The 5,880-nt window shown below is 44.1% G+C and carries 4 protein-coding genes and 1 rRNA gene; 3 read left to right on the forward strand and 2 right to left on the reverse strand.

From position 1 onward, the window contains the following. The 3 genes from rrf to JHD69_RS18825 form a co-directional block, all read left to right on the forward strand. A 5S ribosomal RNA gene (gene rrf, locus JHD69_RS18815) occupies positions 1-82 on the forward strand; the annotation flags it as partial. Positions 83-252: 170 nt separating this feature from the next. Beyond that, the gene (locus tag JHD69_RS18820; protein ID WP_199141885.1) at positions 253-1,233 is read left to right on the forward strand and encodes an acyl-ACP desaturase; all 981 of its coding nucleotides are present in this window, start codon (positions 253-255) and stop codon (positions 1,231-1,233) included. A gap of 187 nt (positions 1,234-1,420) precedes the next feature. Further along, positions 1,421-3,511, forward strand: a complete 2,091-nt coding sequence (locus tag JHD69_RS18825; RefSeq protein ID WP_199141886.1) for a family 20 glycosylhydrolase — start codon at positions 1,421-1,423, stop codon at positions 3,509-3,511. 45 nt (positions 3,512-3,556) lie between these two features. Here JHD69_RS18825 and JHD69_RS18830 read toward each other — a convergent pair whose 3' ends face one another. Beyond that, positions 3,557-4,300, reverse strand: coding sequence for a 3-keto-disaccharide hydrolase (locus JHD69_RS18830; protein WP_233166046.1), 744 nt, complete (start codon positions 4,298-4,300; stop codon positions 3,557-3,559). A gap of 39 nt (positions 4,301-4,339) precedes the next feature. Continuing rightward, positions 4,340-5,647: a Gfo/Idh/MocA family protein gene (locus JHD69_RS18835; RefSeq protein ID WP_199141887.1), complete on the reverse strand. Its 1,308-nt coding sequence runs from the start codon at positions 5,645-5,647 to the stop codon at positions 4,340-4,342. Positions 5,648-5,880 lie beyond the last annotated feature (233 nt).

Consider the following 5,880-nt stretch of genomic DNA (forward strand, 5'->3'; position numbering starts at 1 on the left):
TTCCCATTCCGAACAGAGAAGTTAAGCCCGCCTGAGCCGATGGTACTGCGGTAACACGTGGGAGAGTAGGTCGGCGCCAAATTTTAAAGCAGGGGCCATCCGACAGGATGGCCCTTTGTCGTTTATAGAATTTTTAAGACACAATTACCCACCATTTTGTTCAGAACTTTTACATAAAGACCTGTTTTAATTGCAAATAAACTAAGGCTAAGCAAAGCATTATGCGTATCTTTGCACTCTAATTTAAGTATAATGAATATCAACTTTGGATCGAGAAGGGAAGTAATGAAGCATATCGAAAAATATATGCTTGAAAAAATGCCCGAATACCTTAAGCCTATAGATGATATCTGGCAACCATCTGATTTTTTGCCCGATGCAAGTAGGGAAGATTTCTTTGCCAAGGTAAAAGACCTACAACAAAGCGCTAACGAACTTTCTTACGACCTGGTAGCTGTTTTAATCGGCGATACCATTACCGAAGAAGCACTACCGACTTACGAATCGTGGTTAACTACCGTAGAAGATGTTTCTAGAGACGAAGAAGGCGGCTGGATGAAATGGACCAGACACTGGACTGCCGAAGAAAACAGGCACGGCGATCTTTTAAATAAATACTTATACCTTTCTGGCCGTGTAGATATGCGCCAAATGGAAATCTCTACCCAATATCTTATTGCCGATGGCTTTGATATCGGTACTGGAAGAGATCCTTACAGAAACTTTATTTATACCTCTTTTCAGGAGATGGCTACCAATATTTCGCACCGCAGGGTGGCTTCTTTGGCTAAAAAGGATGGAGATGCCCTGTTGTCTAAAATGTGTGGCGTAATTGCTTCCGATGAGGCTAGACATGCCAAAGCCTATAAAGATTTCATCTCTCGCGTGTTTGAAGTTGATGCCAATGAAGCGATGTTGGCTTTTGAAGACATGATGCGCAAGAAAATCGTAATGCCGGCACATTTCCTAAGAGAGATGGGCCTCAAAATCGGCCAAACTTTCGGCCATTTTACCGATGCCGCACAACGCTTGGGTGTATACACTTCTACCGATTACGTAGATATCCTGAAACAGTTGATCGGCGATTGGAAAATCGAGAGCATAAGAGAATTGAATGAAGCCGGCGAAAAGGCTAGGGATTATATCCTTGCTTTGCCTGATAGGCTGCTCAGGGTAGCTGAAAGAATGAAGAACCCAAGCATGGAATACAAATTCAAATGGATTTTAGCATAAAACCAAGCGACTTTAGGGTCGCTTTTTTTATGGCAGAAGCTAGGGCTTTATAAAATGCGGTGTAACATTCTTTTCATCAAATCTTATCAATAGCTAAGCGTGCAGAATGTTTTTTATATTTGGGTTAAACTACAGCTAACCTATGTCTATCCTAAAATCATCCAAAATTGTCTTTTTGACAATAGGGATGGCTATATCTGTTTATAGCTATGCCCAAACTGCAACCAACCCGGTGCCCCATGTTATTCCTGCATTAAGAGACTGGAAGGGTTCTAATGGCCAGTTTCGCTTAAAGAAGCAAGTCAGTATTGTTGTGCAGCCTGTTGCCAAGGCCATGCTGATGCCTTATGTCCAAACCTTTCTGAACGATTTGCGCCTTGCTTTCCCGAAACATCGCTTTGTAATCAAAAATAGCCATCCTGCAAACGGAGATATCTATTTCAGCTTGAAGGCCGATAGCTCGATTAAAAAAGAAGGCTATATTTTGAAAATTGGAGACCGGATTGATATCGAAGCGCTTGAACCAAAAGGCGCATTTTGGGCTACGCGAACAATTTTGCAAATGCTGGAACAGGATCAGCAACAGGCCAATCTGCCTAAAGGCATTGCAATCGATTATCCGCAGTTTGCCGTACGGGGCTTTGTATTGGATGTAGGCCGGAAGTTTTTTAGCCTACAGTTTCTGCGCGATTATGTAAAACTGATGGCTTATTATAAACTGAATGACTTTCAGATACACCTGAACGACAACGGTTTTAAACAGTTCTTTAACAACGACTGGAACAAAACCTACTCGGCATTCCGTTTGGAAAACGAAACTTATCCCAATTTAACGGCGAAAGATGGGAGTTACAGCAAGAAGGAATTTATCGAATTGCAACAGTTGGCCACAGCTTATGGCGTAAAAATCATTCCCGAAATCGATGTGCCAGCCCATTCCTTGTCCTTTGTAAAGGCAGTGCCCGAAATCGGGAGCAAGAAATATGGGATGGATCACCTCGACATCAACAATCCGAAAACGAAGGAAGTGATTAACAATGTGTTTAAGGAATACCTGAGTGGACCTCATCCGGTTTTTATTGGTGATGAAGTACATATTGGTACCGACGAATATGCCAAGGCCGAAGCAGAAAAATTCAGGGAATTTACAGACGATTACATAAAGTATGTGGAAGGTTTTGGTAAAAAAGTAAGGCTCTGGGGGGCGTTAACACATGCCAAGGGCAGCACGCCGGTTAAGGTGAAAGATGTTACCATGAATGTATGGTACAATGGCTATGCCGATCCCAAAGAGATGATCGATCTGGGCTACAACGTGATCAGTACCCCCGATGGCTGGCTTTACATCGTGCCCAAAGCCGGTTATTACTACGATTACCTGAACCTCAGGAAAATCTATAACGAATGGACGCCAAACGTAATTGGCAACCAAACTTTTGATGAAAACCATCCTCAAATTAAGGGGGGATCCTTTGCCGTTTGGAACGATCATGTAGGCAACGGAATTACCGAAAAAGATGTGCACGACCGTGCCTTTCCGGCTGTCCAGGTATTGGCGCAGAAGATGTGGGATGGCACGGCAGCCACAAAACTGCTGAGCTATGACGAGTTTGCCAAATACAGCAAAAGCCTGGGCGAAGGACCAGGACTTAACATGCGAGGCCAAATTGTTGGAAAAGACAGCCTGGTATTGCATTATAATTTTAATGCTAAAAAGTTTGTGGATGCAAGCGCAGATGAGCGTAGTGGAACCATAGTCCAAAATGTAGGAACTGCTCAAGTGGAAAGGCATCAATCGGCCTTTTTTAAAGGTGGCGATAGCTTTGTTCAAACACCATTAAAAGGTATTGGCTATGATTATACGGTTTCCTTTTGGATCAACCCTGATCAAAGCAATGCAGCTGATGCCGTTTTGTTCTCTTCGACTGACGCAGTAGTGAAGCTAAAGCAACAACAGACCAATAAACTGGGATTTTCTAGAGAGAATTACCATTATAATTTTAACTACAGTGTGCCAGCAGATACATGGACACACATTACCATTACAGGCAATAATAAAGGTACCAGCTTGTACGTGAATGGTACTTTGGTTGAGCGTTTGGAAGGGGCTATGCAAGAGTTTAGCAATACCAAGGATAAAATTGCCAAGGTACAGACCCTGTTTTTTCCGCTACAATATATTGGAGCTCCTCAAGGTAGTTTTAAGGGCTATATGGACGATTTAAAGGTATATAATAAGCTTTTATCTGCAGAAGAAATCAAGAAGCTGGCACTTTAAAGTGTTTAACTAAAAAGGGATGGTTGATGGCCATCCCTTCTTGTTTTATTTTAGTTCCCTGATTCTGATATTTTTAAACCAGGCTTTAGCAGCATGGTCTTGAAAAACGATTTTGCCAGTTTTGGCGCTGCCATAATCGGGATAATCTTTCCATTTGCCTTCTTTTTTCTTTTTCTCCCAATCGCTGGTCCAGGCTTGAAATTCTACGATTTTTTTGCCATTTAACCAATGTTCTACATGGCCTTTGTTAAATACAATGCGGCTACTGTTCCATTCGCCAATAGGTTTAAGCACTTTTTGGCTGTTATTGGTAAGGTTCATGGCATAATCAGCGCCTGTTTTTTGCCATTCTTCTAATTTGCTTGGAAAGCCTATGTCATCAATTAATTGATATTCTGGACCAGTTTCGTATGGACCCTTGTATTTGGCCTGCTCAACTACATGGTACATTACCCCGCTATTGCCGCCTTTTCCTAATTTCCATTCCCATTCCAGCTCAAAGTTATCGTAGTCTTTATCGGTGGCTAAATCACCTCCGGTATCGTGTGCGGCTGCGCCTAAGCATATCAGGCTGCCATCTTCAACAATCCAATTGCCTACTTTTTTATCGCCTTTATTATAGCCATGCCATCCGGTTAGGCTTTTGCCATCAAAAAGTTTTACCCATTTACCTGCCGGGGTACTGATATTGGTTGCTGTTGTTTTGCGCACGGTGTTTGTTTCTGAAACGGAGGCATAGGTCAGGAAAGCTCCTGCCAAGGCCATGGTTAATACATACGTTGTTTTCATCTGTTAATAGTTTTATTTTTATTGGTGATGGTTCGTCGCTTATTTTTTCTTGATTTGCATTTTTTCTGGATCCCAGAATATAGGTGTTTCTTTAAAGTAGCTGTCGTTGCACAATAGGGCAGGTGCCGCTGCACGGTAGCCAAATATGGCATCTTCAACTACATTTCCCTTGGTGCGTATCGCATTGAAAAAGTTTACAAAATGATCGTAAGGACCTCCTTTGTAGCCTTCTTCGGCCGCATATTTTGTAATTTGCGGAGGTAGTATCTGCTTGCGTTGCGAAATAGCCTTCCCTTGTTTTTTCATTTGTTCGATGAAAAAGGGATCATCTGAAACAATCTCTTTGTTTCTTTTTACGGTTACATCATCCCAAGTTACATCCATTGAGCCCTCGCTGCCTACTAATTTAAGGTAGGTGTTGCCACTGGTACCATCAATGAAGTTACAACGTAACGACAGGTTAAATGCCGGATGGCTCTGCTGTTGAGCATAATCAAAAGCGCCCAATTGCATATCGGGAACCTCTCTTCCATCCTTCCAATAGCGCAAACCGCCAGTTGAATAGATTTTCTCTGGCCCCATTGACCCAGTGATGAAGTGAAGGCTAGAGAACAAGTGTACATATAAATCGCCCGACATGCCCGTGCCATAATCACGGTAATTTCTCCATCTAAAAAAGCGTTTGGCGTCAAACGGACGTTTATTGGTGTTGCTGATATAAGCTTCCCAATCAACAGTTTGTGGAGAGGCATCGGCTGGAATGTTATATTGCCAAGCGCCAATTGGCGAGAATCTGGCCCAAAAACCTTCGGCATAGTTGAGCGTGCCGATGGCTCCTGACTCTAAAAGCTGTTTGGCCTTCTCATTGCCTAATGACGATACGCCCTGGCTACCTACCTGAAAAACCATGCCGGTTTCTTTTTGGGCTTTAATCACATCGTGGCCTTCGTCTATGGAGTGTACCATTGGTTTTTCACAATACACATGTTTGCCAGCTCGCATGGCATCGATAGAAATTTGTTTGTGCCAATGGTCGGGAGTGCCAACAATAACGGCATCCACATCTTTGCGATTAAGAATTTCTTTGTAGTTGCGCGTAGTAAAGATATCATTTCCCCACATTTTTTTGGCATCCTGTAACCTGCCATCATATAAATCGCAAACGGCAACCAGCTTTACACCAGGTACTTCTAATGCGGTTTTGGTATCAGAAACGCCCATGCCTCCAGCACCAATTAAGGCAATTTGGATGTTGTCGTTAGCAGAAAATTGCGAAGAACGCTTGAGATAGGTAAAAGGAGCAGAAAAATTATCTGCAGCCAGAACAGAGGAACCTGTAGCCAGCACAGCAGAGGTGGTAGCTAGCTTTTTGATAAAACTTCCTGTCTCTTATACACATCTGACGCTGCCGACGAACCACGACATGGGTTTTTGTGGGGGGTGGGGGGGGGGTTGAAAAAGGGGGGGGGGGGGGGGGGGGGGGGGGGGGGGGGGGGGGGGGGGGGGGGGGGGGGGGGGGGGGGGGGGGGGGGGGGGGGGGGGGGGGGGGGGGGGGGGGGGGGGGGGGGGGGGGGGGGGGG

Source organism: Pedobacter sp. ASV12, assembly GCF_016429155.1.
Taxonomy (GTDB): Bacteria; Bacteroidota; Bacteroidia; order Sphingobacteriales; family Sphingobacteriaceae; genus Pedobacter.

Bases quoted from the DNA above. Each gene is read 5' to 3' on its own strand.
- JHD69_RS18825 (WP_199141886.1), top strand. From the start codon at position 1,421: ATGGCTATATCTGTTTATAGCTATGCCCAAACTGCAACCAACCCGGTG.
- JHD69_RS18830 (WP_233166046.1), bottom strand. From the start codon at position 4,300: ATGAAAACAACGTATGTATTAACCATGGCCTTGGCAGGAGCTTTCCTG.
- JHD69_RS18820 (WP_199141885.1), top strand. From the start codon at position 253: ATGAATATCAACTTTGGATCGAGAAGGGAAGTAATGAAGCATATCGAA.